This window comes from Lysinibacillus halotolerans, assembly GCF_003711845.1.
Lineage (GTDB): Bacteria > Bacillota > Bacilli > Bacillales_A > Planococcaceae > Ureibacillus > Ureibacillus halotolerans.
In genome coordinates this window covers 18,650-45,469 of sequence record NZ_RHLQ01000001.1, presented here as the reverse complement: position 1 = coordinate 45,469, position 26,820 = coordinate 18,650, and the positions used below count along the sequence as shown (strand labels likewise).

Sequence of the window (26,820 nt, the reverse complement as noted above, 5' to 3'; positions counted from 1 at the left end):
TACCCTCTCTAAATTAAAGTTCCTCTTGTAGCAAAGTAGCCTTTATAAAAAGTTAGTATGTACCTATAGAAATAAAATACTTCTACATTGCTTGAGGGTCACTTCATCCCCCATTTAGGGGAATGAAGTTAAAATTCCTCATATAAATAATTTGATATTTCCCCAGATACTTCCACATTATCCGGTGTACATAAGAAAATATCTGTACCGATACGTTGAATATCTCCACCTAGAGCATAAACCGTACCGCTTAGGAAATCGATAATACGAATTCCCGCTTCACGATCGATGCGCTGTAGATTTACGATAATTGCCCGTTTATTTTTCAAATGCTCAGAAATATCTTGCGCCTCTGCATATACACGTGGCTCAACAATTACAACTTTTGAATTTTTTAGTGAGTTTGCCGCCTGTAAGCTGACAACATTGCGTGGTTGTGACTGTTGGGGTTCAACCTCAGCAAGCTTTCTTTCCTTTTTAGGTCGTGACTTTACAACGGGTTGCTCTTTAGAAATATGAACTGGTTTACTTGATGCTTCGATTTCTACTGATTCATCTTCTTCTTCTAAATAAAAGAAATTTTTAATTTTATTTTTCATACTCATCTAGTATCCCTCATTTCTATCCAACAAGAGCTGTTCCTATTCTTACAAACGTTGCACCTTCTTCTACTGCAATGTCGAAATCATTTGACATCCCCATTGACAGTTCTTGGCAAGGTGCAAAGGGCAAGTTCAACTCAACAACGTCCTGCTGTAATTTTTTTAGTTCACGAAATACATGGCGAATAATCGTTTCATCTTCTGTATTTGGAGCCATCGTCATTAATCCAACTACTTGAATTTTATCGAATTGTTGTAAAGATTGAATGAATGGAATAACTTCTTCCTTCGATAATCCATGTTTCGTTTGTTCTCCTGAAACGTTAACCTGTACAAAACATTTTATCGTTTTTTCAGCCCGTTTATTAATTTCTTCCGCTAGACTAAAACGATCCAATGAATGTAAGTAGTCGATTTCATTTATCACTTGTTTCACTTTTCTTGATTGTAATGACCCGATGTAATGCCATATCGCTTGATTATTCATTTCGCCCTTTTTACTTAATAATCCTTCTGGACGATTTTCACCTAAATGATTTAATCCAGCTTCAACGGCTTCAACCGCTCTTTCTGTAGACACTTGTTTCGTTACAGCAATAATCGTTACATCTTGTGTCGCTTGTGTGCGTTTTTTGGCTTCATCAATTTTTTTCGATATAGTATTTAAATTATCAATTATTCTTGCCATTTTAAACCCAACTTTACATCAATAGTTTCCTTCATTGTATCAATCTAGTAAGTAATTTTCAATGAATAGTACTGCTTTAACTCTCTTCACGCACTAAAATAACATCTTTCCCTACGACGAGAATATCAGTAATTGGTACTTTTCTTACATGTTCTTCATTTTGCATAAAAGACATAAACTTTTTAGGCTCTGCAACGAGAAAAGCAATAATATTTCCTGTCTTTTCGCAAACTTCCGCATCAATGATATATCCGATAAATCTTCCATTCCCCGCTTCTATAATTTCCTTTTGTTGTACATCTGAAAATCGCAAGAAAATCTCCTTTCCTCTACTTTTTAATGGGATGAAATTATATAAATTCTCTTTTCTACTTAAAAATAAAAACGCACTTAAAATAAGTGCGCTGCATTTGTTATCCTAGTTTATAGTCTTTTTGCATTGTCTCAATGGCATTTTTCTCTAATCTCGAAATTTGCGCTTGAGAAATACCGAGTGATTTTGCAATTTCAGTTTGTGTTTCGCCATAATAGAATCGTTTAGATAGAATCATTTGTTGTCGTTCGTCTAATTTTTGCATACTTTCTTTTACACTAACATACGCAACCCATTGGTCTTCCGACACATCATCATCTCTTAATTGATCCATAATATATACTGCATCACCGCCATCTGAATAAATAGGCTCCTGTAAGGATAAAGGATCCTGAATGGCATCTAATGCATATAATACATCTTCTTTTTTCATTTCAATTGCTTCAGCTAACTGTTCGATTGTCGGTTCATATAAATTTTCCGAAATAAATTTTTCCTTTGCCTGCATTGCTTTATAAGCAATGTCTCTTAATGATCTAGATACTCTTAATGCGTGATGATCTCGTAAATGTCTTCGAATTTCACCAATGATCATCGGTACAGCATATGTTGAAAAACGCACATTATGCTTCAAATCGAAATGATCTATAGCTTTTAATAATCCGATGCATCCTACTTGGAAAAGGTCATCTGCTTGTTCACCACGATAAGAAAATCTACCGACAATACTTAATACAAGCCTTAAATTACAAATAACAAGTTCATCTCTTACCCATTCTTCTCCTGACTGTAAGCGAACGAACAGCTCTCTCATCTCTTCATGTTTTAGCACTGGCAAAGAAGCAGTATCTACACCACAAAGTTCTACTTTTGTACGAACCATCTTCTTTTCCTCCGAACTGTCTGTTTTTTATCTCTGAACTGTTTTTTAAGTTTGTCCGGAAAAAAGAAGAATATGCACAAAATCCTTGTCCAATTTCATCCAATCAATTAGAGAAAGGAGCGTTCTAATTTGAACTTCATACGTTGTTCAATTACTTCGAAATAGCTTCATTCGCATATTTAACAGAAGAAAATGTAGGCCAATATGAGCTTATGAAATTGGTTGGTTTAAATGTTCTCGAAGATCTAATATAATTTTCTTTTCTAATCTTGATATATAGGATTGGGAAATTCCTAAATGGTCAGCCACTTCTTTTTGCGTCATTTCTTGCTTTCCATTTAAGCCAAAACGGCATTCCATAATATATCTTTCCCTTTCACTTAAGCCATTAATTGCTTGAAACATATGTTGCCGTTCGATTTTCTTTTCAACATCATTCATAATAATTTGTTCTTCCGTTCCTAATATATCTGAAAGGAGTAATTCATTTCCGTCAGGATCTGAATTCAAAGGTTCATCTAACGAAACTTCTCCCTTCATGCGGCTCGTCTTTCTTAAATGCATTAAAATTTCATTTTCAATACATCTAGAAGCATAAGTCGCTAATTTTATATTCTTTTCTGTATTAAATGTTTCAATTGCTTTAATTAAGCCAATGGATCCAATACTAATTAAATCCTCTATAGGCGTACCAGTATTATCGAATCGTCTTGCAATATAAACAACAAGACGTAAATTTCTTTCAATTAGTGTGTCTCTTGCTCTCAAATCACCATTCATAAAGGCTTCAATAACTGTCATCTCTTCTTCTCTAGTTAATGGTACTGGCAATGAATCGTGCCCTCCTATATAGTACGTTCCTTTGAGTCGAAACTTACTCCAAATTTTTCTAAATAAGTCGATTAATTTATTAAACAATCATTTTCCCCCTTTATGTGTAAATTTGATGAATACGAATACGCTTGTATTCGCTGTCCAGATTAGTTGCCTTCAAGTAATCTGTGACATCCGTCGGAGCATTTACTACTATGAAACTTTTAAAAAAACAAGTAGTTATAGTGCCAAAACGTGAAGAATCATTTGTGCGTCTTGAGGATACCTCGCATCATTTCTAGTTAAAACAACATATTGATCAACAATTTCCTTTGAAACACTACCACTAATTTTTAATTTATCAAATCGGAAGGCAAGTACTAATGAACGTTCTTGTTGGACTGTCGATAAAGAAAGCACCCGCACTTTTGGATAAACGTAAGTAGGAAACATTTTTAATTGATAAGGGTTTTTATCATCCCACGTAAGTAATGCTTCTTGGAAATCACTCGGGAGCTCCTTACTTATTGCTGTATAGGAGAGAAAATGAACCGGTTTTCCACTAATTGGTTCAATACATTCGTTTCCCGTATCAATAAAACCCTTTAAACGATATGTTTTTTTAAATAGCTCAAGGTCACAATCCACTACAAATGAATGTTGAATTTTTTCTTGCATCATATTTCTCCACTTTGTGTGAATCGTTGTTAAACTTAAAAAGGCGATGGCTATGCATAAAATAAAAAAAGCAACCTCGGATTGATTTAGTAAAAAAGGAAGTAGGCTTGTTAAAACACCACCAAGAAAGAAAGTAGTAATAAATAAGACTGTTCCTTGTTTTAACAACGATTGGAGTCGAAAAGAAAATGCAAGTCCAATTAATACAATGAAACTTAGTACAGCTCCAAATAACGTTTGATAAAAAATTGCTGCGATGAATCCACTACAAAACGCACTAAGGAGCAATCTACTCCTTTTTACATACAATCCCGTTATTTCTTGTGTGAACTTTAATAAAAAATAGTTAAACAACGTATTGTATAGTATGAGTAATTCTCCAATCATTTCAGCGTCCTCCTAAAAATAGATTACCATTCGTCTGTTAAAGAAAATGTCAAAACATTGTATGAAATCTAAATTTCTTTTTGACAAAATTTTCTATTAAAGGAGAAAATATGACACGAAAAACAGAAACGTTTTAATTATTAAAATTCCTTTAATCATTGGTAATAAAGGAATGAAAGAAAATATCATGAAGTATTTTTACATAAAAAAAGGAGACTCATAAACTATGAGTCTCCTTTTTGTCGAATTATGTTCATTACCCTCTATTTCGACGATTTCGTAAAAATGTCGGAATGTCTAATAAATCATCTAATTGCTGAGCCTGTCTTTGTGGTTCATGTTGTACATTTTGTTGTTGTTGCTGTTGTTCTTGTACTCGTTCACGAATTGGTGCTTGCGGTTGCTGTGTTTGTCCACCACGTACAGTTCCCATCGGACGAGAATTTTGTTGACGTTGCTGTTGTGAAATTACATCTTCAGAAAAACCAGTTGCGATTACTGTTACGATAATTTCATCATTTAAGTTTTCGTTAATAACCGAACCGAAAATCATATTCACTTCTTCATCAGATGCAGAAGCGACAATATCAGCAGCCTCTTGAACTTCAAATAAACTTAAGTTAGAGCCACCTGTAATATTCATAATAACACCTTTAGCTCCATCAATTGAAGTCTCAAGAAGTGGACTTGAAATTGCTTTTTTAGCTGCTTCCGTTGCACGATTTTCACCTGTTGCAATCCCGATTCCCATAAGAGCAGAACCTTTGTCAGACATTATCGTTTTAACGTCAGCAAAGTCTAGGTTAATAAGACCTGGTGTTGCGATAAGATCGGATATACCTTGTACACCTTGACGTAATACATTATCTGCTTCACGGAAAGCTTCAAGCATTGGTGTACTTTTATCAACAATTTGTAATAATTTATCATTCGGAATGACGATTAAAGTATCAACAGCTTCTTTCATTGCTGCAATACCACCAATTGCTTGAGTTTGACGTTTACGGCCTTCAAAGGAAAAAGGACGTGTTACGACACCTACAGTTAATGCTCCTAAATCACGGGCAATAGAAGCAATAACAGGAGCCGCACCTGTACCAGTTCCTCCACCCATACCAGCAGTTACGAACACCATATCTGCGCCACGTAGAACTTCTTCAATTTGTTCGCGACTTTCTTCTGCTGCTTTTTTTCCTACTTCCGGGTTAGCACCTGCACCTAGCCCTCTTGTTAACTTGTTACCAATCTGTAATTTATATTCAGCTTTTGATAGATTTAAAGCTTGTGCATCTGTATTTACAGCGATAAAATCCACGCCTTGTACACCGTGCTCAATCATTCTATTTACTGCATTATTACCGCCACCACCAACACCAATGACTTTGATGTTAGCCAGTTGGTCTATACTCGTATCAAATTCTAACATAGTTTCTCCTCCTGCCACATTTATCTCGAAATATTATTCAAAGAACTTATCAAATAGTTTCTTAGCTTTATTGATTACGCTTGTTTTATTCGTACTGTTGCTTACTTTTTCCGGTGCGTTTGATTGTTTTTTAGGAGGTGTTGATCCGACACCAGTTGTTGCTAATGCAGGTGTCTGATTTGTACTTCGACCATAAAACTCATCATCTAAATGCGCATATCGTATTAAACCAACAGCAGTTGTATAAGCAGGTTCTCGAACTCCTATATAGTCTGGAGTATAAATTCTTACACGTGTTTGCATAATTTGTCTAGCAAGCTGTGCAATACCTTCTAATTGAGCAACGCCACCTGTAAGGACTACTCCACCTGGTAAGTCACGAACTCCTAATCGAGCTAATTCATCTAAAACGAGTTCGAATAACTCTTCAAGACGTACTCCGATCACTTCGGAAATAAATTTTTGACTATATTGATCCATTGCATCTGTACCTGATACCGGAACTTCAAAAATTTCTTCATCCGAAGCATCATCGTAAAATGCATGTCCAAACTGTTTTTTTATTATTTCGGCTTGTTCTGTTGGGGTTTTTAATACTATTGATAAATCTTTAGTTAAATGTTCGCCACCGACTGGAATAACTCCTGTTCTAGTCAGCAAACCATCTTCAAAAACCGCAACTGTTGTAGAGCCTCCCCCTATATCAATATAGGCAGTTCCTTGATTTTTCTCATCTTCAGTAAGTGCGAAAAATCCTGCTGCTAATGGTTGTAAATAAATTTCCCTTATTTGTAACCCAGCACGCTCTACACAGCGAAGTACATTGTGTACTAATGTCTTTGAAGTTGTAATCATTGTAGCATCCATTTCTAAACGAATACCAATCATACCTCGAGGGTCTTTGATTTCATCTAGATTATCTACAATAAATTGACGTGGAATTAAGTTAACAAGTTCTCTCTCTGGTGGAATTGACATCACTTGTGCGGATTCAATTACTCTTTCTAAATCTTCATCTGTAATTTCACGGTTTTCACTATTGACTGCAACAACCCCTTTCACAGGTTGAAGAGTCGTTTGATTTGCAGGAATACCGAGCACCACTTCATCTATTTTGATGCCAGTCATTCTTTCTGCTTGATCTACGGCTTTTTTAATTGATTGTACGGTTGCATCTATATCAACAATAGCACCTTTACGGATACCGTTTGATTTTACATTACCTACACCAATCACATGTAATTGATTGTCAGTAATATCTCCTATCAAAACTTTAATAGAGGATGAACCAATATCGAGTGAAATATAAATATCTTGGTGATTCATCATTCCGCACCTCCTTCGTTTACTACTATATTTTATTCTATTGTAATTCCCAGCTATTGTCTAAATAATTCCGTGTATACTCTTTAATTTTACAGCTATTATACTGTATTTTCATCCTTTTTTATATGTCTCTCTTCCCATTTTGTTATCAAAATCCGTCGAATTACTGCAATATTTTGGAATAATCGAACTCCAAAGGCGAAAATGGCTGCTAAATATAAGTCTACGCCTAGATGAACACCTAAAAATGCTAATCCAGCAGCTAAAGCGATATTAAAGAAGAAACCGGATAAAAATACTTTATCATCATAAACTTGTTGTAAATTTGCACGGATTCCACCAAAAATTGTATCAAGGGCTGCAAGCACAGCAATGGATAAATAATTTTCATAGACTGTAGGAATTTGAATATCCGCTAATAACCCTAATCCTAGACCTAAAATTAATCCTAATAATGGTAACCACATACTTTCTTTATTCCCCTTTATTGTCTTCAACTATATATTGACTTGATAATTTCCCATCATAGGGAGCAATAGTAATGTCTGATTGTGCTTTATTAATCGTTAAATTTAAATTATCCAAGTAAAAATCATCTTTGAATGTTGAAGCAAATAAATAACCATAAAGTTTTTCGGCTTTCTCATAAGAATCGGTGATTACCTTCATTTCAACTTCAGTATCAATAGGAACACTATTCACCGTCGTTTCTCCATTAATTTCACGGATTGCTGAAGTATGGGTAAGTCGTTGTCCATCGATTTCCACGTAAAGACCATTATAATGATAAATTTCGTTTACTAAGCGAATTAAAAGGTCCGGTGATATATTTTCAATGGAATAACCGGAATTTATAAGCTCAATCGCCGGTGATATATTTAAAATTACACCCGGTCCAGTGACAGATGTAAGTCCAACCTGTTCATTTAGATCTTCCACTGTATTTTCTAAAAGATCGGCTTGTTGTTCTTTTTCATTATTTTCATATTCCTCAATCAAATCGTTGTAGCTTTCGATTTCGGATAACAATTCCGAATGACGTTTTTTTTCTTCAGATAATTCTTGTCTTATTGCCCAAATGTCTCGTGTATCTCTCGTTGTTGGATTTTGTACTGTATTGTATTGAACAGCAATCATCAAACCTACAATAAATGATACAATCGTTATTCGGGTAACTATTTTTTTATTCAATCGTTTCCCCTCCTAAACAATTCTCTTATTTTTAGGCTTGTCCCCGAATAATATTATATTTCATTATTAATGGAAGACATTTGGATCCGATCGCTTTGTTCCATTGTTACGACAATATTATCCATCAATAATTGATCGAAAACACCACCAACAATTTTTAAAGAAGCCATTAAAGTTTCAGCATTTCCAATTGCTTCTATAACAAATGGTGCTGGAAATTGGTGACCGTCAATTGTTATGACTGGTCCATTACATTTAATATAGGAATTGGACTTTAATCTTTGGCCATTAATGGAAATAGCCTCCGCGCCAGAAATTTTCAATTCATTAATCACTGATAAAACATGACTTTCATGAACAATATAGTCATTTGGATTAGTAGAATTTGGATCGTATACGTTATCTTTTAACGTTACTTTAATGCCTTCCCCTTTAACTGGTATCAAGCCCAGTTGCAATCGAAGTTTTTCAGCATCTTCTATTAAATCCTCATATTGGTCTTCATTTTTAGCAATGCTTTTTTCATAGTCTCTAATTTGATCTTGCAAATCGTTTAATTCTTCAGCCAGCTCTTTATTTCTTTCCTGTTGTTCAATCAGGTCTTCCCGGTAGGATTCTTCTTGATCTACATATGAATTGTTCATTTTTGCTTTATCTTTTGTCAAATTATAGGAATAGCCAATAATAAATCCTGTTGCGATACATACAATGAGTACGATGAACTGCTTTTTTGTAAATTTATTATTGTGAAGTGGTTTCTTCATCCGCCATCACTTCCTGTTCTTCGATATCTTGTCCTTCTGTCCCATCGATATCAAAGTCAAATTGAGCATATTCATCTTGATAGGATTTGTAATATGAACCAACTTCAATATCTATTATGCCCTTTTCAAATTGGCCAGCCCCTTCAATTTGTGCAACAATCGAAGGATAATAATTTAATTTTTTCGCTAGAGATGTAATTTCAGCTCTAACTTCGTAACCATCATTCATATAGAGGGTAATAGCATAAGGATCAGCACTCGAAGGCGTTGAATTGATTTGAGAAATTAACGAAAGAACTGTGGGGTCTAACTTTGAAAGCTCAACTAACAATTTTTTTCGTAACTTTTCATCTTCAAAATTTAAAAATAATGGAGCATCAATTGGACCTGAAAAACTTGATTCTTTGAAAATTTCTCCATTTTCCAACATCGGGTACAGATCATTATCTATTGAAATATAGGCGACCTTCTCATATTCTTCAACTTCAATTTCAACAGAGGAAAGCCATTTTCTTTTTACATTCACATCTTTTACCCAGTATTCTTCAAGAATCTTCTCCTCAACATCACTTGTTTTAAAGCCCCACAACGAGTCTCCAGCTTTTAAATCCGATTGTTTTAAATACACATCTTCCGCTACTAATTCGGACCCGGTAATATTAATATTCTTAATATCACTATAGGAAGATTGAAAGTAAAGGAGTAAAAATAATGTTAAAAAGAACAATAAAAGTAGTGTGATAAATTTTTTATTTGTTCTCTTTCTACGTTTTTCTCGTAATGTTGGGATGCGTTCTTCTATGTCAATGACTTTATCCATAATTTTTACTCCCCCTCTCCTTTTCCCATTTATATCCATCGCCTCATTATAAGTCAATCTGTTTAAAAGACTTATTCATTATAAACTTCTGATTGATTTGAGAAACAAACGACAATGGCTACAACAAACCAGATAATCATGAGTGACGTCCCACCATAACTAATAAACGGTAATGTCACCCCTGTTACAGGGATAAGACCAATGACAACGCCGATATTTAATGCAGCTTGAAACCCAACCATCCCTACTAAAGCTGAAATAGCATAAAAGTCGGAACTTCTTACAGTTTGAATGGCCAGTCCACAACCGGAATAAATGAAAATTCCAAATAACACTAAAACGAAACAACCGCCTAGAAACCCAATTTCCTCCAATATGATGGAGAAAATAAAATCATTTTGTGGCTCTGGTAAATATAAAAATTTTTGACGGCTTTCTTGAAACCCATGTCCAAGTATTCCTGCTGGTCCGATTGCGAGCAAAGATTGAACAGCTTGGAAGCCACTTCCTAAAGGATCTTCCCAAGGATTTATAAAGGCTTCGATTCTTTTTAATCGATAGGGGGCAGAGGCTATTAAACCAATTAACCCAACAACTCCTAGTACAATAAATCCAACGTATAATTTAATAGGGTATCTGGCGATAAACAATAAAATAAATGCAGATACAACTAAAATAAATACGGAACCAAAATCAGGCTGTAACATGATTAATGCACAAGGAAGAATAATGATTAAAAAGTGCTTTATTTGAACAACTCTCTCACTGTTTTTTACTTTACTCAATAAAAAACTTAAATACATTAATGTTGTAATTTTAACTAACTCAGCAGGTTGAATAGTTAAAGGACCAAGCCCTATCCAGCTACGTGAACCGTTTCGAACAATACCAATCCCAGGGATTAAAACAAGTACTAATAAAATTAAAGATAGTACATATAGAGTAATCCATGTTTTTTCACGAGTAAAAACCGGCATATTTGCTACAAATATAAAGACGATAATCGCAAGCAAAAGATACATACTTTGTTTAATATAAAACGGCAATTCGCCTTCATAATGAATAGAACTCCAATATGTACCGGCAGAAAAAATAAACACAATTCCTATTAATGACAACAAGAAAGCAGAAATAATGAAGAGCCTCTTATAAGTAAATTTCAGTTAAGGCATCCTTTCCTCTTATGAACTAAGAAATCAAAAAAACAAAAGAGGTGTGCTTAGAAAATCTTAATTCCTAAGCACTAATGTTATTACAATTTGGAGGGATTAAAACTAAAGTTTCATGACAGCTTCAATGAACAAGTCGCCTCTAACTTCAAAACTTTTATATTGATCCCAACTAGCGCAAGCAGGTGAAAGTAGAATGACATCACCACTTTCTGATATGGAGGCAGCTTTTGGAACTGCATCCTCCACATTTTCCGCTAGTATTGTCTCGCTTATTCCACAAGATTGAGCAAATTCTATAAAGCGTTTACCAGTTTCTCCAAATGCAACTACACCTTTTACATGATTCATGGCTAGACGTAATTCTTCAAAAGAGTGTCCTCGTTCTAATCCACCAGCTATTAAAACAGTTGGTTGATCGAATGCTTCTAACGCCACTTTCGTTGCTAAACAATTCGTTGCCTTTGAATCGTTGTATATTTTACGGCCATTCCATTCCCGTACAAATTGAGTACGGTGTCGAACACCAGTAAAGGTTTTTAATACTTCTTCAATAGCCTGTTTATCACATCCATATAAAATGCATGTAGCGACGGCAGCTAAAATGTTTTCTAAATTATGTTTTCCTGGAAGAGCAATGGATGCTCGATCCAAGTAAAATTCACCTTGCCAATAAATCGCCGTTTCATCTGCACTAATTCCCTCTTCTGAACGTCCATTCGTACTAAAAGGAACTTTTTTAGCTCTCGATTTCATAGCAAGCTGATTAACAATTTCTTGATCGGCATTATAAATAAACCAATCTTCCTCATCTTGATTTTTTGTAATGGCATATTTCGCTTCAACATATTGTTCAAAAGTACCATGATAATCTAAATGGGCATCATATAAATTCATTAAAATAGCGATGTCCGGTTTAAATTCAATTGTCCCCATTAATTGGAAAGAAGATAGTTCCGTAACGATAACATTTTCTTTCGTTGCTTCTGCTGCAACGCCACAAGCAACGGTGCCGATATTCCCCGCAATTAAGGGATTTCTTGAACCACGATTTAACATTTCAAATATTAACGTTGTCGTCGTTGTTTTTCCGTTTGTGCCTGTTATCCCAATGATTGGTGCTTCACTTACTAAATAAGCAAGTTCTACTTCCGTAATAACCGGAATTCCACGATGGATAGCATCCGATACAATCGGATTTGAATAAGGAATACCTGGATTTTTTACAAGCAACTCAAAACCTTCATCTAATAAATCTTCAGGGTGACGACCACAAATGACGGTAATTCCTTTTTTTAATAACCCTTGGGCTTGGGGATTTTCATCAAAGGATTTGGAATCATTTACTGTTACAAAAGCTCCTAACTGATGTAGTAACTCTGCAGCAGCTACGCCACTTTTTGCTAATCCTAAAACTAATACTTTTTTATGCTGTAATTTTGAATATGGAATCATAGTAATGCCTCCGATACAACTGCAATTAATGCTACAACTAAAGCTGTCGTCCAAAATACGCCGACTACTTTACGTTCTGACCATCCTGACAATTCAAAATGGTGGTGAATTGGACTCATTTTGAAAATACGTTTGCCACGTAACTTGAAACTTGCAACTTGTAAAATGACAGATAACGTTTCAATGACAAAAACTAATCCAACTAAAAGAAGTAGCAATTCTTCTTTTACAAGTATCGAAACGAGGGCAAGGGCTCCACCTAATGCTAAGGAGCCCGTATCCCCCATAAATACTTTTGCTGGGTTTGCATTAAAAAGTAAGAACCCTAGCAATGCGCCGGTAACTGCAAAAGTAAATAGCGCTACATCAGCTTGTTCATTATAAAGGGCAATAACTCCATATGCCGCAAAGGCGATGGATGCTGTGCCTGCCACTAATCCGTCTAATCCGTCTGTTAAGTTGACTGCATTTGAAAAGCCTACTAACCAGAATATTAAGAAGGCTACATATAAAATTCCTAAATCAATTGACCAGTCTGTAAACGGTATACCGACGGAAGTATCAAATGAACCTAAACGTAATAATAGGAATGCAGCAATTGAAATAATAATTTGACCGATTAATTTTTGTAAAGATGTTAAACCTAAGTTTCGTTTAAAGATAACTTTAATGCCATCATCTAAAAATCCGATTAAACCAAAACCAGCTAATACAAGTATCATTACGATTGATTGTGTTGTAAATAGATTAAATATATTTCCAACAATTACCGTCGTAGCAATAATCGATATTAAAAAGATTATCCCACCCATAGTTGGGGTACCGGCCTTTTTCATATGAGACTGGGGACCTTCTTCTCGAATACTCTGTCCAAATTTTAATCGTCTAAGTATTGGGATTAATATTGGAGCTAGAACCACAGAAGCGATAAATGAAATTGCTAGAATGGTTATTGTTGTTGTAATTGTCATGATAAATCTCCTTTAATTCTGTTCATTCTTAAATGATTCATCCTAATAATAGATGTTTTCTTTCCATTTTTAAAGATTAGTTTTCTTCTAAATAAAGATGGATTGTACCATCTTGTTGAATAATATTCTCTGCTTCTGGTAATTGGGAAGTAACTTTCTTTCCATCTCCGTGTATTTCAATATTGAATGGATATTGTAATTCCATGATTTCATCTAATGTGTAACCGACTAAATTAGGAACTCGCTCCGTAATTGGATCTCCCCAACGATATTGTTTTTCAAGTTGTCCTTCTCGATCTACTTCTAATCCGATTTCAGGTGCAATGTCCTCAATGATTTGACCAACGATTGGAGCTGCAATTGTACTACCAAATACAACTGAACTTTTTGGATTATCAATCGCAACATACACAACAACTTCCGGATTATCCGCAGGGGCAAATCCTATAAATGATACGATATATTCACCGTCTTTATAACGTCCATCCTCAACTTTTTGGGCAGTCCCCGTTTTGCCACCAATACGTAGACCATCCCGGTAAGCTTGACGACCTGAACCATTAGCAACGACAGACTCAAGGGCTTCCCGGACTTTTTTTGACGTTTCTTCACTTATAACGTTTCTTTTTAATTCAGGCTTACTTTCAAGTATTGTGTTACCAGACTCCGAATCATACACTCGTGATACAACATAAGGTGTAAAAAGTTTCCCACCGTTTACAGCTGCTGCAACGGCTTGTACTTGCTGGATTGGTGTGACGGCAATCCCTTGACCGAAGGAGGTCGTGGCATGCTCCACTGGTCCGAAAGATTCTTCTGAGAATAAAATTCCAGATGCCTCACCAGCAATGTTCGATCCAGTAGGTTCCCCAAAGCCAAAATCTTTAATATATTGAAGTAATTTTGTCGCCCCTACCCGTTGTCCCATTTCAATAAATCCAGGGTTACAAGAATTTTCGACGACTTCTAAAAATGTTTCACTACCATGTCCTTCCCTTTTCCAACAACGAAGTCTTGAATCTTCCACGATTGTATAACCTTTGTCATAAAACATATCATTCTCTAAATCAACTACATCTTCTTCCAAGGCAGCACTTAACGTAATGATTTTAAAAGTCGAACCTGGTTCATAGGTCATCCAAACAGGTAAGTTGCGATTGTATATCGATTGATCTGTTTCTTCAAAATTTGAAGGATCGTATGTAGGATAAGATGAAAGTGCTAGTATTTCTCCAGTATTGACATCCATCGCAATTGCTAGTGCTTGATCTGCATTGTATTTTTCCATCGCCTGGGATAATTCCCGCTCAACAACTTCTTGAACTTCCAAATCAATCGTCAGCTCAACGGTAGCACCTTGCTCGCCTTCCCGCCACTCATCATCAACGTGGGGTAAGGAATTCCCCTGTGCATCTGTAAAAAGACGAATTGCCGCATCTTTTGATGTGAGTAGTTTATCGTATTGATATTCAATACCAGCTAGCCCCTGTGTATCATACCCTGTAAAACCTAAAAATCTAGATAGTAAACTCCCATATGGATAATGTCGTACATAATCGACACCACTATATAAGCCATCAATTTTAAGGCCTTGAATTTGTACAGCTTGTTCATACGTAATGTTTTTTGCTTCAGGGGCTAGTTTCACCAAGTAATCTCTAGTGTTCATTTTTTCGTATAATTTTTTCGGATCTAACTTTAAAACGGAAGCAATTTGATTTGCTGCTTCTTCGATATTATCATTTTGAGCTGGCATAAAATAAAGGGTTGGAGCCAGTTTATTCGTAACGATAACTTTTCCAGTACGATCTACAATTTCCCCTCTTTCAGATGCAAAGGGAATTTCCCGGTCCCAGTTTTCTTTCGCCAATTCTGTTAGTTTGTCATGCTGGATGACTTGGACATAAAACAATCGAACGACAACTGCTAAACCAAAAAGTACAAAACCAAATATGATTAACTTTAACCTTTTTTTTGAAATGGTAGAAATCCACTTCATTCGACATTCACACCTCGTTTTTAACAAAGTATGAAATAAAAACAACTTCTATTCGAAAAGGTTTTGTTAATCTTGCGGTAAGTCTTCACCTTCCTCCGTTTTTTCCTCTTTCGCTGAGTATACTTCTTCTGGTGTCTTCAACTGAATAACAATTGGTGAATCATCAGCTATTACAGTATTTGGAGAAACACTTTGACTTGTTACAAACCCTTCTCCTGCAACTTCTATTCGTAAACCGGACATTTGTTTATAGACTAATACATTTCGTAAAGACCAATTATCAAAGGACGGAAGGGTAATGGCTCCATCAGTCTTTAAAAATATTAAACTACCTTTTGGAATAGATAAACCTTCTTTAGGATATTGGTCGGTTATTTTTCCACCTTCACCAATAATAATCGGTGTTAACCCTTCATTCGTTAATGCTGTCTGAACTTTTTCCGCATCATTACCAACATAATTTCCCATTGATTCTGTTTGTACTTCTACTGCATCTTCAGGATTAATATTTAAATATTTTAAACTATTTTCCATAACCGAAGTGAATACTTTTGCTACTGGTTCAGAACCAGCCTCGGTTAATTTTAATTTAGGTCGTTTCACGGCTACATAGACAATGAGTTGCGGGTCATCGGCAGGTGCCATTCCTAAGAAGGAATATAAATAATTGTTTTTTCCTGTTAAATATCCAGAGCCATCGGTATCAGCAATCCATGCAGTCCCAGTTTTACCTGCTACCTCATAGCCTCCAATGGCAAATCGTTTTGCCGTCCCTGCTTCAGCTGTAACCGTAGAAGCTAGTACTTCACGAACTTGTTTTGCCGTCTCTTTCGAAATAGGTTCACCTTTTACTTTTGACTTTTCTTCTTGAATCACTTTACCTGTATTGGAATCTACTATTTTATCAATCACATATGGTTGCATCATTTTGCCGTCATTTGCAATGGCCGTCATTGCCTGGACAAGCTGTATAGGAGTTGCTGTTGAACCTTGACCATAGGATGTTGTCACATAGTTTACTGGATAATTCGTTAGTAGTGTACCTGATGCCTCATTTGGTAACCCAATATCAGTCTTTTTACCAAAACCGAATTTTTTAAAATAATCAATTAGCGTTTCGTTTCCGATATCTTCTAATAAGTTAGCCATAGCTGTATTAGATGAACGTTGAAATCCTTCTAAATAGCTAATTTTCCCCCAACCTACTTGGTTATGGTCACGAATCGTTCTATCTAAAATGGTATAACTACCAGACTGGTATTGTGCATTTGGTTTCCATTTTCCAGTCTCTATGGCAGTCGCTAGTGTGAAAGTTTTCATCGTTGAACCAGGTTCTATAGCAGACTCAATTACTTCATTTGTCCAAGAATCTAACCCCCCTCTTGTATCCGGGTCAAAGGTCGGCCGTTGGGACATTGCTAATATTTCACCCGTTTTCGGATCTGCGACTATAGCTACCATCGACTCAGGGTTGTAGTCTTTATACACGTCTGTCATCGCTTCTTCTAAAAAATTTTGAATCGTTTTATCTAAAGTAAGATAGATATCATCTCCGTCTTTCGCCGGTTGAACCATCTTTTCAGAGTTTGGAAGTAAGTATCCAAATAGATCACTTTCATAATGAACGGAGCCGTTTTCCCCTTGTAACTCCTTATCATAAATATATTCTAAGCCCATTTTACCTACTGTTTTAAAGGAACCATCCTTTTGTTCTTCTTTTAAGGCAAAACCAATTAAATGGGAAGCAAAAGGACCATTTGGATAATATCGATTAGTATCGCTGGCAAAAACAATGCCTGGTAAATCTTCTTTTTTAATCGCATTCATTACTTCATGGCTAATACTACGACCAGCTGAACCAAACTCTACTTGCCATCTTTCTTTTGAAACTCCTTCTTTCAAAATTTCATAGATATCCGATTCTTCCATAGCTATATGTTCAGATAATACTTTAGCTGTCTTTTCAAGATCTACTACATGTTGTGGGTCGTCTTTTTTCGTAGTTGCTTTCGGACTGACAACTGCAATTAACCTGTAACTTAATGTATCTTCTGCTATGACACTGCCATTACGATCTAATATTTTTCCCCGATCTGCCGTTAGAACCGCTTCCTTTTCATATAATGCTGCAGCCCTTGCTTCTAATTGATGTCCATTCACTTCTCCCGTTGCTTGGATAGTAAAAATTCGTATAAATAATGAAAAAAAGAGCCCTCCATAAATAATAAACATTAGAAAGGCTCCCCATTGGAATCGAAATCTCTTTTTTTTCATTCTCCCGGCACTACCTTTACATTGTTCTCATTAAGAGTCAAACCGAGTGCTTTTGCTTTTTCCCAAATTCGTTCATACGTAGATAACTCACTAACTTGAACTTTCAAGTCAACATTTTGTTTTTCAATTTCAGAAATTTGAGATTCAATCTCCTGTATTTCCATCGACGTTTGCTGGATTGAACTTTGCTTATGTAATATCGAAACAGCCAATACAGCAACGATGGCAACAAATGCAATATATAAAAACTTTTCTTTAGCCGTAATTCTTGATTTTTTTCTTTTACTTTGTTGTTTTTGGGGCTGTTGATGTTCAGGAACTACTGGCTGTTGAATATACGAATCTTGCCTAACACGTACTGCCATTTACCCACGTCCTTTTTCATTTATTTTTTCAGCGATTCGAAGCTTGGCCGAGCGTGAACGATTATTTGCCTCAAGTTCCTCCTCTGAAGGGACAATCGGCTTTCTAGTCACCAGTTTTAATGTTGGTTTAAACTCTTCTGGAATAACAGGTAAACCAGGTGGTAAATCAGGAAGTGATGAAGCCTCTTTAAAAATCGATTTTGTTAAACGGTCTTCTAAAGAATGGAAAGTGATGACACTTATTCTTCCACCAACTTTCAACAATTCGATTGCATCTACAAGTGAATCTTCAGCTGCACCTAGCTCATCATTTACAGCTATACGTATAGCTTGAAAAACTCGTTTAGCTGGATGTCCACCCTTTCTTCGGGCTGGGGCTGGAATTCCTTCTTTAATTAGTTCAACAAGCTGACCCGTTGTTTCAATTGGAGCAACTTTTCTAGCTTCTTCAATTTTGCGAGCAATTTGTTTCGAAAACTTTTCTTCCCCGTAACGGAAAAAAATACGAACTAAATCTTCATAAGACCACTTATTTACTACATGAAAGGCAGTAAGTTCCGCCGTTTGATCCATACGCATATCTAAAGGTGCATCATGATGATAACTAAACCCGCGTTCAGGTGTATCTAACTGGGGTGAAGAAACACCTAGGTCATATAAAATACCATCAATTTTTTCAATATTAATTTTTTTCAATTCCTCTTTGACATAGCGGAAGTTTGAATGAACAAAGATAATACGATCCAAATAATTTGCTAATCGAATTTTCGCATTTTCAATCGCTATCATATCTTGGTCAAAACAAATAAGTCTTCCTTCTGATGATAATTGCTGTACTAAGTATTCGCTATGTCCAGCGCCTCCTAAAGTACAATCCACATAGTAACCATGTGGATTGATGTTCAATCCATCAACAGTTTCTTTTAATAATACGGTTGTATGATCGAACATAAACCATTACTCCTTTTTGGCTCATACCTTAACTAGAAGTCAAAGCCAATTAAATTTTCTGCAATTTCATTAAAAGAATCCTCTGCTTCGTTGAAATAAGATTCCCAAGAATCCTTTGCCCAAATCTCAATTTTACTTGATACACCTAGTACAACACATTCTTTTTCAAGTTTTGCGTAAGTAGCGAGTGTGGATGGGATATTAATTCTTCCTTGTTTATCAATTTCAACTTCTGTTGCACCTGAAAAGAAGAAACGTGCAAAGGCACGAGCATCTTTTTTTGTCATAGGCAATTCTTTTAATTTTTCTTCGAGTTTTCGCCATTCATCCATAGGATATCCAAATAGACAGTTATCAAGTCCGCGAGTAATAACAAAAGTATTCCCTAATTCTTCACGGAATTTGGAAGGTATAATTAGTCGTCCTTTTGCATCAACGGAATGTTGATATTCTCCCATGAACATGCTACTCACCCCACTTTAGTAAATAATGTACCACATTCCCCCACTTTCCTCCACATTTTTAAAGAGATTGTTAAGAACTTTTTATAATTTATGTATATAGTACTTTTCTACATTTTCCGTTTTATGAAATTCGACTCAACAATCTAAGACATTTCAACATTCATAGACAACTTTTTACTTATCAAATCCATTCCACCTCTGCAAATTAGGTCCGTTTTTAGGTATTTAGACATAAAAAAACTGTTCCAAAAGTTAAAATGCTAACTTTTGGAACAGTATCATAAAAAAAGGATCGTATATTACAGATGAATGACATAATGATTACGTGAAATCGACAAAGGTAAAGCACATAAATCCTGTATAAAATTCGGTCCATAACTGTTCAAATATTGATAAGGGTTATAAACTCTTTCTTGGAAATTATCATTCGGATAGATCTCTGCGTTGATTAAATCAAACTGACGAATGATCTTTTCGTGTTTATTGAACACTTGCTGCTCAATTTTTTTACTTAAATAGTTCAGTTGTACTTTATGATATTTTAAATTTTTCTCTACAATCGAATGTAAATTTAAATCCTGGGTATTCAAATGGCTATTTAATTTTTCATATTGTTCTTTTAATAATTGGTGTACATGTTCAATTTGCTTTTTTGCTTCCAAATCTTGAACACTTTCGATATATTGCGCCTTCAAACTTTGCGCTTTTCCTAATAGAACTTCTGGGACAGATAATTCATACGCTGATAGTAGTTGATCTACTTTTCGATCCACTAAAGTAATATTTAACCTCGGTGCCAATATAGGCATTTGTAAATCCATTGCATAAAATGCATCTTTCAAAGTTCCCCAATATGCTAATTCTCCAGGGCCCCCAACGAAAGCTAATACAGGAATGGTCATTTCTTGCATTAAAGGTCTTGTCACAACGTTATTACTTAACTGTTCCGGTTTTGTTTTCGCAACATTTAAGAGTTGTTCTTCAGAAAGTTTTATAAGTCCAGTTGAATCTTGGTAATAATGGTCCTTTCTTTCTAATAAATAGCGCTCACCTTCTTGCACATAAAAAAGGTTGGCATTCGTTACCGTTGCATTAATTGGAGTACCAAAACCTTCATTATGTAATAACCGTTCCTTGTCCACTACTGCCTTTGCAATTTTCTCGTTTTGCTCAATGATTTTCACAAAATAAGACGATTCATATTGGCGGAATGGTGTGTATGCGGCATCAACCATTAAAAGGCCTTCGGTTTTAAAAAATTCATTCATCAGTCGCGCAAAGAAATCAGTGAATGTTTCACTTTTTTCGAGTTGTTGAAGACATGATTTATATAGATCATGTGTATATGCCGTTTCACCGAAATCTTGGAAAATTTTATTCAACAATTGACGCATTTCATCTTGGCGAATCGGAGTTGTTGAGGCCATCGTCTTTTTATTTGATCGTTCATGATAAACCCTTTTCTTCGGAGCCCCATTGACGATTGTATAAGTATGATTAATTTCATCTAAATCGTGATCCTCGCCAGCAATCCAAAAAATCGGCACAACTCTTTCGTTTAATTTTTCACTTTGCTCTTTCGCTAACAAAATAACGGAAATTGCTTTATGAATAGAGTATAAGGGACCTGTTAATATTCCAGCTTGTTGTCCACCTACTATAGCAACTGAACCATTTTCAAGGGCACTTAAATTTCCTTCAATTTTATTGGAAATACCTAGAGGTTCCATATAAGAGCGAATAATTTTACTTAACTCTTTTGTTTCGTAATATTTTGATTTTAAATAATTGAATCGAGTAATAAATGATTCATCATTATACTCATACTCATAAAATGGTTTTAATTTTTCACTTCCAGACCAATAATCATCTAATAATTGATTATTAACTGGTAGTTCAATCTGTTCCAGCCTCATAAAAAATATCTCCTCTACTCATTGAACAGTTATCTAAAAGATGTTCTAATTTCTATCTAATCTGTTATATTTATAATTCACTTTCTATATTGTAAACCTTCCATCAAGTTCTTCAAAAGAAAATGCTTATTTTAAATCATGACATAGTTTATTATACTTTGAATTAATCCTACAATCCAAATAACGAAATAGGAAAGGGTTAATAAAATGAAGAATAATCGCCATATTTTTTTAAACAACGATAAAATTTTTATTTCCTTTTTCGTACGCCAATCTATGTATGTAAAAATTATGGCAATAAAAATAGCCACTATAAAGACGATTCCACTATAATTTCCTCCCCATAAACTAGAAATCGAAAGGGGAACTGAGAAAAACAATACGAAGGTCGTAACATCCGATGCCCTTCCTATCGATTGAATATTACTCTTTTTACGTTTTCGCCAAATAACATATGTAAAGAAAAACAAAATGATAGGGAAAAATATAATTGTACTTACGATGTATTGAATCATTGTTTTCACATTTTCTCACCGCTCTCTTCTATCGCTACTATTAAATGATATAGTGTAGTTAATATCGGTAAAGTTTTCCCTCTTTTTGCTGCTCTTTTTAAAACCGCTCCAACAATTGTATCAATTTCCGTCGGTCTTTTATGTAAAATGTCCGCTAACATGGATGAAGTGTTTATAGCTGTTTTCCTACATAACTTTTCCACTTCTTCAAAAGGAAATATGGCTTTTTTCTCCGGAAAAGCAATCATAAGCTCATTATATAATTTCTCCAATAATTTATAGGTATGTGGATTTTCTATTAACATACCATTTTTCACTCGCAAAATTGCGGTTAACGGATTGATAAAACAATTCAATAAAGCTTTTTCGAATAGCATGTCTTCTACATTTTCTACAAAAGTAACTTGAAATAATTCATTCGTTTTTTGTGAAAATAAATGAAACGGTGTTGCCGTGCCCCTTTCCATAGCAATTTTTAAAACACCTTGTCCTCGATGTACGATCGTATAATCATTTTCCCTTTCAGCACCGAACTGACAAGAACCAAAGGCGATTGTTTTCTGTGGTAGTTGAACTGCTTCTTCTAAGTGGGCTAAACCATTTTGTAAAAAGAGGAGTGGGATATCTTCATGGATGGTACGAAGTATAGGATAAATTTGATTTAATTCCCCATATTTCACTGCAATTATAACAATCGATTGTTTTGAAATACCTTCTAAATCCATTGCTACTTGGACTTTTGTTTTGGTCATTGTACCATCTAAATTTTTCCGTACTAAGCCATGCCGTAAAAGTTGTTCTGCTTGGTTTTCTCTACGAACGATTAACTTTACAGTGTCATTGCATTCTGATAAAAAGCTGGCAACTAACATACCGACCGAACCAGCTCCAATCACAATAATATCCAAATCGTCACCTCCTATTACGAACGAAAAGTAAAGGTCTACCCGATGAGGCAGACCTTGTATTTTTTACTATTATACCGGATTTTTTCGATACGGTAATGTAATTTGTTTGTTATTCCTTTTTAAATGCATAGATAAATCAGTAGACAAACTATTCCGATGAAACTTTTTGTCTACTATTAATAAAGTAAATAAATCCATGAATGCATGAACCTGTTGCAATCTCTTTTGCCAAAAAGAACAAAAGAAAATACATATTTCCCTCTTAATGTTCTCAAATAAAAGATTGGAATAAAAATCCGGTATTGCCTATCTATTCAACATTTTATTTAATTCAAAAATAAATTTTCAAACATTTATTTTTGATGTTCGATGAAGCTTGCCCCTTGTTGTAGCCATTTTAAAATTCTTTCATGTTCAGTTTGTAATTCCCGATATTTTATTTCTAGTTCATTATATGCTTCTGTTAATTCATCAAAACTACTAAGTGCTAGTTTTAAATGGCTGCGCATTAATTGCTTCGGACGCTTTCTCACACTATTTAACATTTGGCCATATTGTTGACGTAATGTTTTATTCCATCGAAAACCGCACGCTTGTTTTGTACGATTTAATACACTCGCCGCTTCAGCAAATGCTTCAAGTTGTGTTTTACCATTTTGAACAGCTTGAATAACGATTTCAGCTAATTTTTCATCGTCATCTGCTGTCCACTGATCTTTACGTCTTTTTCCATCCATTTCTATCACCTCTCATTTTTTACTACTATATGCAGGTCAATAGATTAAATAGAATAACAATCATAGAAAAATAGGTTGAGACCTATTAATTTCTTTCTACTCCCTTTCTATATAAAAACAAAAAATAAAAACGCCTCTCTACACGAGGGCGCATTCACTATTTTGATTTATTTAAAAAGCGTTGAACAGCTTCATTATGAGCGTCACTTTCCCATAGTTTTGCACATAATCGAATCTCTTCCATCACGCGTTCATACATATTTTTTTCTTTCCAATTTCGAAGTTGTATCTCTTTATACGCTTGGTGGACGGATGGATGTATTTCCCTCATATCAACAATGAAATTTTCAAGGGCTTTTTCCTTTGAACCTTCAAATACGACTGACGCCCAACCCATTTCATATAAACGTTGTGCGTTATAACTTTTAGCGTCTATTAGCATTTTTAAAGCGTGGTCATGTCGTAAACCTCTTTCAAATAGATAAGTTCCTCCACCCCAACCACTTGTGATCGATAGAGTTCCTTGAATAAATCCACATTTAACATGACTAGCAACGAGACGAAAATCACAAGCCGTTGCAATTTCACACCCTCCACCAACCGCCGCTCCGTTAACAAGGGCAATCGTTGGCACACGTAAAGTAGCTAAGTCATATAAAATATGTCCCATTTTACTAAGCATACTAAAGGCTTCTTCTTCAGTATGAAGACTATGAAATTCAGACAAATCTCCACCAGAGCAAAAGGCTTTTTCACCGCTACCCGTTACGACTAAAAAACGAACATCTTGTTGATGTTTGATATATGAAATCGTTTCTTTTAATCCTTCCATCACTTCATCATTGACCGCATTTCTTTTTTCTTGTCGATCAATCGTAAAGGTTACAATCCCATCATTGTTCTCCATTTTGTAAGCCACAACTAAACATCCCCTTTAAAATGAACCTATTCCATTAAAATAGTAAAGGAGCTGTCTATAATTTACAAGGGAGTTTCTAATATAGGAATTCCTTTTGTTTTATACTTTCATTTATTTAAACAAATAAAAAAGGCTATTAGAGAGCCATGGTCTCTCTAATAGCCTTATCATTAGTAAATACTGAATTATTTACTAACTACTTCTTTACCTTTGTAGTGTCCACAAGCTTTACAAACGTGGTGAGCTAATGTTGCTTCGCCACAGTTTGGGCATGCTACCATACCAGGTACAGATAATTTGAAATGCGTACGACGCTTTCTTTTTGCAGTTTTAGAAGTTCTTCTAAATGGTACAGCCATTATTGGCACCTCCTTACAGATTATCTATTCATCTGTTTGATCAAAATACTTAGCTAAATCAGCAAGTCTTGGATCCACTTTTGGTTCGTCATTTTCCTTTTGACGAGCAACATCTTCATCAGTTGAATAGCTCCAGCCTTTACCGCCTTGTACTTTTCCTTCCGTATCCTCTTTAAATACTTGCATCGGTACTTCAAGAAGTACAAGTTCTTCTAGTACTGGTTTTAAGTCGATTACTTCACCATCAATATAATGTATATCTTCATCGTCATGACCACGATGTTCAGGATCTATCCAGCTGAAAACCTCAACTGCATCGACTTCAATTGGATATTCAACATCTTCCCAAGTTCTAGATTCAGGAAGAGTTAATGTCGCTGTCATCGTAAATTGACATGTCATTTGCGATGCACCGAAAGTACAGTGTCCTTTTACATGAACGGGTGAAATATGACGAATATCTTTGTTTCGTTTCATTACATCATCCAATTGTACTTCTGCATCTATCGGCATCCCATTTTGGCGATACTTCGATAATTGATGAATTGACCATTTCATTCATTAATCACCTCGAGACAACAATGTTGATTATATAATGTGTATTTTTAGATGTCAAGATATTTTCTTGTCACTAGACAAAATGAGTACTATAATTTTTATAAATTGATAGTAGGAAAAAATGATTTTTAGGAGTGTAGCAAATGAAAGCAGTCGGCGTTGTTGTTGAATATAATCCGTTTCATAACGGACACCTTTATCATGCAAAACAATCAAAAAATCAATCCAATGCCGATGTCGTCATTGCTGTGATGAGTGGACATTTTTTACAACGAGGTGAGCCGTCTCTCGTTGATAAATGGCATCGAACAAAAATGGCATTACAAAATGGTATAGATCTTGTTATCGAACTTCCTTATGTTTTTAGCACTGGACATGCTACCCACTTTGCAGAAGGGGCTATAACGCTTTTAAATGCAATTGGATGTGAAACTTTTACTTTCGGAAGTGAAGAAGGCACTATTGAACCATTTTTCAATACGTATCATTTAATTAAAGCCCATGAAGAGGAATACAACTCGCTAATAAAACAGTTTGTTACAACTGGGATTAGTTATCCCCAAAGTTTATATATGGCATACGAGCAACTGCGACAAAAAGTATCAAAAGCAACAATTGATTTATCTCAGCCAAATAACATTTTAGGCTATCACTACATCGAAGCGGCGAAACGATTGAATTTATCCATTGAACCGTCAACCATTCAACGTATTCAAGCAGGCTATCACGATAGCATCAATGTCAATTCATCCATTGCTAGTGCAACTGGAATTCGAAAAGCCATTTTTGAAGAACAATTATTACAAAGGGTGAAAAAATACGTCCCTTCTGAAACCTATTTACAACTGGAAAATTGGAACAATCAATATCATACATTTATCCATTGGGAATCATTATGGTCATACTTGCGTTACGCTATTTTGAGAAATACCCCAGAACAGTTAACCCAATTCGCCGATGTATCTGAAGGAATTGAACATGCACTAATAAAAGCTGCTAAAAAAAGTGATTCCTTTTTCGACTTTATGAACAATGTGAAATCAAAAAGGTACACTTGGACAAGGCTTCAAAGAATGCTTACTCATATTTATACTGGGATAACGAAGGAACAGCTTCATCAATCTTCTAAACCATCTTATATTCGCTTATTAGGTATGACAACAACTGGACAAGCTTATTTATCGGAAAAGAAAAAACAATTCACCCTTCCATTAATAAGCCGAGTTGCTTCTGTTAAAGACCCAATGCTTGCATTAGACATCCGCGCAACCGATATGTATGCACTAGGAGTGGAATTATCAACGAAAGAAAAGATAGCAAAGGATTATCAAACTCCCCCTATTCGTTTATAAAAAATATTAAAAAGGGA

At 35.2% G+C, this 26,820-nt stretch carries 28 protein-coding genes; 1 reads left to right on the top strand and 27 read right to left on the bottom strand.

The features are described 5' to 3' along the window. Window positions 1-128: 128 nt before the first annotated feature. The 27 genes from EC501_RS00245 to EC501_RS00115 all read right to left on the bottom strand — a co-directional run bounded on the left by EC501_RS00245 (window position 129) and on the right by EC501_RS00115 (window position 25,451). Window positions 129-605: a cell division protein SepF gene (locus EC501_RS00245; RefSeq protein ID WP_122970283.1), complete on the bottom strand. Its 477-nt coding sequence runs from the start codon at window positions 603-605 to the stop codon at window positions 129-131. Between the two features lie 16 nt (window positions 606-621). Beyond that, entirely contained in the window at window positions 622-1,290 is a 669-nt protein-coding gene (locus EC501_RS00240) for a YggS family pyridoxal phosphate-dependent enzyme (RefSeq protein ID WP_122970282.1), read from the bottom strand. Window positions 1,291-1,366: 76 nt separating this feature from the next. Then, window positions 1,367-1,603: a PRC-barrel domain-containing protein gene (locus tag EC501_RS00235; protein ID WP_122970281.1), complete on the bottom strand. Its 237-nt coding sequence runs from the start codon at window positions 1,601-1,603 to the stop codon at window positions 1,367-1,369. 100 nt (window positions 1,604-1,703) lie between these two features. Further along, complete coding sequence (gene sigG, locus EC501_RS00230; RefSeq protein WP_097072057.1) at window positions 1,704-2,486, bottom strand: RNA polymerase sporulation sigma factor SigG; 783 nt, start codon at window positions 2,484-2,486, stop codon at window positions 1,704-1,706. A 210-nt stretch (window positions 2,487-2,696) separates the two neighbouring features. Then, window positions 2,697-3,404, bottom strand: a complete 708-nt coding sequence (sigE, locus tag EC501_RS00225; protein WP_122970280.1) for an RNA polymerase sporulation sigma factor SigE — start codon at window positions 3,402-3,404, stop codon at window positions 2,697-2,699. Between the two features lie 135 nt (window positions 3,405-3,539). Beyond that, window positions 3,540-4,364, bottom strand: a complete 825-nt coding sequence (locus tag EC501_RS00220; protein ID WP_122970279.1) for a sigma-E processing peptidase SpoIIGA — start codon at window positions 4,362-4,364, stop codon at window positions 3,540-3,542. Window positions 4,365-4,620: 256 nt separating this feature from the next. Continuing rightward, window positions 4,621-5,790 carry a cell division protein FtsZ gene (gene ftsZ, locus EC501_RS00215; protein WP_122970278.1) on the bottom strand — a complete coding sequence of 390 codons (1,170 nt, stop codon included), beginning with the start codon at window positions 5,788-5,790 and terminating at the stop codon, window positions 4,621-4,623. A 33-nt stretch (window positions 5,791-5,823) separates the two neighbouring features. Next, window positions 5,824-7,116 carry a cell division protein FtsA gene (gene ftsA / locus EC501_RS00210; protein ID WP_122970277.1) on the bottom strand — a complete coding sequence of 431 codons (1,293 nt, stop codon included), beginning with the start codon at window positions 7,114-7,116 and terminating at the stop codon, window positions 5,824-5,826. 98 nt (window positions 7,117-7,214) lie between these two features. Continuing rightward, window positions 7,215-7,583 carry a small basic family protein gene (locus EC501_RS00205; RefSeq protein ID WP_122970276.1) on the bottom strand — a complete coding sequence of 123 codons (369 nt, stop codon included), beginning with the start codon at window positions 7,581-7,583 and terminating at the stop codon, window positions 7,215-7,217. Window positions 7,584-7,590: 7 nt separating this feature from the next. Next, window positions 7,591-8,307 (bottom strand): DUF881 domain-containing protein, encoded by a 717-nt coding sequence (locus tag EC501_RS00200; RefSeq protein WP_122970275.1) that lies wholly within the window; start codon window positions 8,305-8,307, stop codon window positions 7,591-7,593. A 53-nt stretch (window positions 8,308-8,360) separates the two neighbouring features. Beyond that, entirely contained in the window at window positions 8,361-9,071 is a 711-nt protein-coding gene (locus tag EC501_RS00195) for a DUF881 domain-containing protein (protein WP_122970274.1), read from the bottom strand. After that, window positions 9,049-9,891, bottom strand: coding sequence for a cell division protein FtsQ/DivIB (locus EC501_RS00190; protein WP_122970273.1), 843 nt, complete (start codon window positions 9,889-9,891; stop codon window positions 9,049-9,051). Before EC501_RS00190 ends, EC501_RS00195 begins: the two co-directional genes overlap by 23 nt. Window positions 9,892-9,962: 71 nt before the next feature. Beyond that, window positions 9,963-11,054, bottom strand: a complete 1,092-nt coding sequence (locus EC501_RS00185; protein ID WP_241559245.1) for an FtsW/RodA/SpoVE family cell cycle protein — start codon at window positions 11,052-11,054, stop codon at window positions 9,963-9,965. Between the two features lie 111 nt (window positions 11,055-11,165). Continuing rightward, window positions 11,166-12,515, bottom strand: a complete 1,350-nt coding sequence (murD, locus tag EC501_RS00180; protein ID WP_122970271.1) for a UDP-N-acetylmuramoyl-L-alanine--D-glutamate ligase — start codon at window positions 12,513-12,515, stop codon at window positions 11,166-11,168. After that, entirely contained in the window at window positions 12,512-13,486 is a 975-nt protein-coding gene (gene mraY / locus EC501_RS00175; protein WP_122970270.1) for a phospho-N-acetylmuramoyl-pentapeptide-transferase, read from the bottom strand. The genes murD and mraY overlap by 4 nt, the downstream gene beginning before the upstream one ends. 76 nt (window positions 13,487-13,562) lie before the next feature. After that, window positions 13,563-15,485 (bottom strand): stage V sporulation protein D, encoded by a 1,923-nt coding sequence (locus EC501_RS00170; protein WP_122970269.1) that lies wholly within the window; start codon window positions 15,483-15,485, stop codon window positions 13,563-13,565. 66 nt (window positions 15,486-15,551) lie between these two features. Then, complete coding sequence (locus EC501_RS00165; protein ID WP_174232623.1) at window positions 15,552-17,759, bottom strand: penicillin-binding protein; 2,208 nt, start codon at window positions 17,757-17,759, stop codon at window positions 15,552-15,554. Next, window positions 17,756-18,124 (bottom strand): cell division protein FtsL, encoded by a 369-nt coding sequence (ftsL, locus tag EC501_RS00160; RefSeq protein WP_122970267.1) that lies wholly within the window; start codon window positions 18,122-18,124, stop codon window positions 17,756-17,758. The genes EC501_RS00165 and ftsL overlap by 4 nt, the downstream gene beginning before the upstream one ends. Further along, window positions 18,125-19,075, bottom strand: a complete 951-nt coding sequence (gene rsmH, locus EC501_RS00155; protein WP_122970266.1) for a 16S rRNA (cytosine(1402)-N(4))-methyltransferase RsmH — start codon at window positions 19,073-19,075, stop codon at window positions 18,125-18,127. A 32-nt stretch (window positions 19,076-19,107) separates the two neighbouring features. Further along, window positions 19,108-19,539: a division/cell wall cluster transcriptional repressor MraZ gene (mraZ, locus tag EC501_RS00150; RefSeq protein ID WP_122970265.1), complete on the bottom strand. Its 432-nt coding sequence runs from the start codon at window positions 19,537-19,539 to the stop codon at window positions 19,108-19,110. 299 nt (window positions 19,540-19,838) lie between these two features. Continuing rightward, complete coding sequence (gene bshC / locus EC501_RS00145; RefSeq protein ID WP_122970264.1) at window positions 19,839-21,455, bottom strand: bacillithiol biosynthesis cysteine-adding enzyme BshC; 1,617 nt, start codon at window positions 21,453-21,455, stop codon at window positions 19,839-19,841. Between the two features lie 131 nt (window positions 21,456-21,586). Then, window positions 21,587-21,970 carry a DUF3397 family protein gene (locus tag EC501_RS00140; RefSeq protein WP_241559244.1) on the bottom strand — a complete coding sequence of 128 codons (384 nt, stop codon included), beginning with the start codon at window positions 21,968-21,970 and terminating at the stop codon, window positions 21,587-21,589. A 5-nt stretch (window positions 21,971-21,975) separates the two neighbouring features. After that, the gene (locus EC501_RS00135; protein WP_122970262.1) at window positions 21,976-22,878 is read right to left on the bottom strand and encodes a ketopantoate reductase family protein; all 903 of its coding nucleotides are present in this window, start codon (window positions 22,876-22,878) and stop codon (window positions 21,976-21,978) included. Window positions 22,879-23,231: 353 nt separating this feature from the next. Then, window positions 23,232-23,615, bottom strand: a complete 384-nt coding sequence (locus tag EC501_RS00130) for a transcriptional regulator (RefSeq protein ID WP_122970261.1) — start codon at window positions 23,613-23,615, stop codon at window positions 23,232-23,234. Between the two features lie 157 nt (window positions 23,616-23,772). After that, window positions 23,773-24,522, bottom strand: coding sequence for an enoyl-CoA hydratase/isomerase family protein (locus EC501_RS00125; protein WP_406927683.1), 750 nt, complete (start codon window positions 24,520-24,522; stop codon window positions 23,773-23,775). A 197-nt stretch (window positions 24,523-24,719) separates the two neighbouring features. Continuing rightward, on the bottom strand, window positions 24,720-24,893 hold the full coding sequence (gene rpmF / locus EC501_RS00120) for a 50S ribosomal protein L32 (protein WP_036202717.1): 174 nt from the start codon (window positions 24,891-24,893) through the stop codon (window positions 24,720-24,722). Between the two features lie 24 nt (window positions 24,894-24,917). Next, window positions 24,918-25,451 (bottom strand): YceD family protein, encoded by a 534-nt coding sequence (locus EC501_RS00115; RefSeq protein ID WP_122970259.1) that lies wholly within the window; start codon window positions 25,449-25,451, stop codon window positions 24,918-24,920. Window positions 25,452-25,594: 143 nt separating this feature from the next. Here EC501_RS00115 and EC501_RS00110 point away from each other — a divergent pair, with 143 nt between their 5' ends. Then, complete coding sequence (locus EC501_RS00110; RefSeq protein WP_122970258.1) at window positions 25,595-26,803, top strand: nucleotidyltransferase; 1,209 nt, start codon at window positions 25,595-25,597, stop codon at window positions 26,801-26,803. The last annotated feature ends 17 nt before the right edge of the window (window positions 26,804-26,820 follow it).

What these genes read in the sequence shown, in the direction of transcription:
- EC501_RS00245 (WP_122970283.1), bottom strand. Translation starts at nt 605, where the DNA reads ATGAGTATGAAAAATAAAATTAAAAATTTCTTTTATTTAGAAGAAGAA.
- EC501_RS00240 (WP_122970282.1), bottom strand. Translation starts at nt 1,290, where the DNA reads ATGGCAAGAATAATTGATAATTTAAATACTATATCGAAAAAAATTGAT.
- sigG (WP_097072057.1), bottom strand. Translation starts at nt 2,486, where the DNA reads ATGGTTCGTACAAAAGTAGAACTTTGTGGTGTAGATACTGCTTCTTTG.
- EC501_RS00220 (WP_122970279.1), bottom strand. Translation starts at nt 4,364, where the DNA reads ATGATTGGAGAATTACTCATACTATACAATACGTTGTTTAACTATTTT.
- ftsZ (WP_122970278.1), bottom strand. Translation starts at nt 5,790, where the DNA reads ATGTTAGAATTTGATACGAGTATAGACCAACTGGCTAACATCAAAGTC.
- ftsA (WP_122970277.1), bottom strand. Translation starts at nt 7,116, where the DNA reads ATGAATCACCAAGATATTTATATTTCACTCGATATTGGTTCATCCTCT.
- EC501_RS00205 (WP_122970276.1), bottom strand. Translation starts at nt 7,583, where the DNA reads ATGTGGTTACCATTATTAGGATTAATTTTAGGTCTAGGATTAGGGTTA.
- EC501_RS00195 (WP_122970274.1), bottom strand. Translation starts at nt 9,071, where the DNA reads ATGAAGAAACCACTTCACAATAATAAATTTACAAAAAAGCAGTTCATC.
- EC501_RS00190 (WP_122970273.1), bottom strand. Translation starts at nt 9,891, where the DNA reads ATGGATAAAGTCATTGACATAGAAGAACGCATCCCAACATTACGAGAA.
- murD (WP_122970271.1), bottom strand. Translation starts at nt 12,515, where the DNA reads ATGATTCCATATTCAAAATTACAGCATAAAAAAGTATTAGTTTTAGGA.
- mraY (WP_122970270.1), bottom strand. Translation starts at nt 13,486, where the DNA reads ATGACAATTACAACAACAATAACCATTCTAGCAATTTCATTTATCGCT.
- EC501_RS00170 (WP_122970269.1), bottom strand. Translation starts at nt 15,485, where the DNA reads ATGAAGTGGATTTCTACCATTTCAAAAAAAAGGTTAAAGTTAATCATA.
- EC501_RS00165 (WP_174232623.1), bottom strand. Translation starts at nt 17,759, where the DNA reads ATGAAAAAAAAGAGATTTCGATTCCAATGGGGAGCCTTTCTAATGTTT.
- ftsL (WP_122970267.1), bottom strand. Translation starts at nt 18,124, where the DNA reads ATGGCAGTACGTGTTAGGCAAGATTCGTATATTCAACAGCCAGTAGTT.
- rsmH (WP_122970266.1), bottom strand. Translation starts at nt 19,075, where the DNA reads ATGTTCGATCATACAACCGTATTATTAAAAGAAACTGTTGATGGATTG.
- mraZ (WP_122970265.1), bottom strand. Translation starts at nt 19,539, where the DNA reads ATGTTCATGGGAGAATATCAACATTCCGTTGATGCAAAAGGACGACTA.
- bshC (WP_122970264.1), bottom strand. Translation starts at nt 21,455, where the DNA reads ATGAGGCTGGAACAGATTGAACTACCAGTTAATAATCAATTATTAGAT.
- EC501_RS00140 (WP_241559244.1), bottom strand. Translation starts at nt 21,970, where the DNA reads ATGATTCAATACATCGTAAGTACAATTATATTTTTCCCTATCATTTTG.
- EC501_RS00130 (WP_122970261.1), bottom strand. Translation starts at nt 23,615, where the DNA reads ATGGATGGAAAAAGACGTAAAGATCAGTGGACAGCAGATGACGATGAA.
- EC501_RS00125 (WP_406927683.1), bottom strand. Translation starts at nt 24,522, where the DNA reads ATGGAGAACAATGATGGGATTGTAACCTTTACGATTGATCGACAAGAA.
- rpmF (WP_036202717.1), bottom strand. Translation starts at nt 24,893, where the DNA reads ATGGCTGTACCATTTAGAAGAACTTCTAAAACTGCAAAAAGAAAGCGT.
- EC501_RS00115 (WP_122970259.1), bottom strand. Translation starts at nt 25,451, where the DNA reads ATGAAATGGTCAATTCATCAATTATCGAAGTATCGCCAAAATGGGATG.
- EC501_RS00110 (WP_122970258.1), top strand. Translation starts at nt 25,595, where the DNA reads ATGAAAGCAGTCGGCGTTGTTGTTGAATATAATCCGTTTCATAACGGA.